The following is a 279-nucleotide window of genomic DNA, read 5'->3' on the forward strand; positions in this document are numbered from 1 at the left end:
ACCCTGGCCTCCTTCGCCTCGCGCGTCCCGCGATGAAGCAGCGCGTGCAGCAGGATCGCCCCGAAGGTGGCCGTGCCAATCCCGCCCAGCGTAAAGCCGCCCAGCGACAGCGCGAAATCGCCGGCGCCCAGCACCAGGGTCACCGACACCATGATCAAATTGCTGTTTTGACTCAGATCCACCCGGTTTTGCACCCAGATCCGCGCCCCGGCGACGGCAATTAAGCCAAAGACCACGATCGAGGCGCCGCCGATCACCGGCCCGGGAATGGTGTGGATT

1 protein-coding gene is annotated in these 279 nt (G+C 65.2%); it reads right to left on the reverse strand.

Going from position 1 to position 279, the window contains the following annotated elements; genetic code table 11:
* A partial coding sequence (locus ACX6XY_RS30200) for a solute carrier family 23 protein (RefSeq protein ID WP_460337837.1) occupies positions 1 to 279 on the reverse strand: 279 nt, incomplete at both ends.

It is taken from the genome of Streptomyces sp. O3 (genome assembly GCF_054788135.1).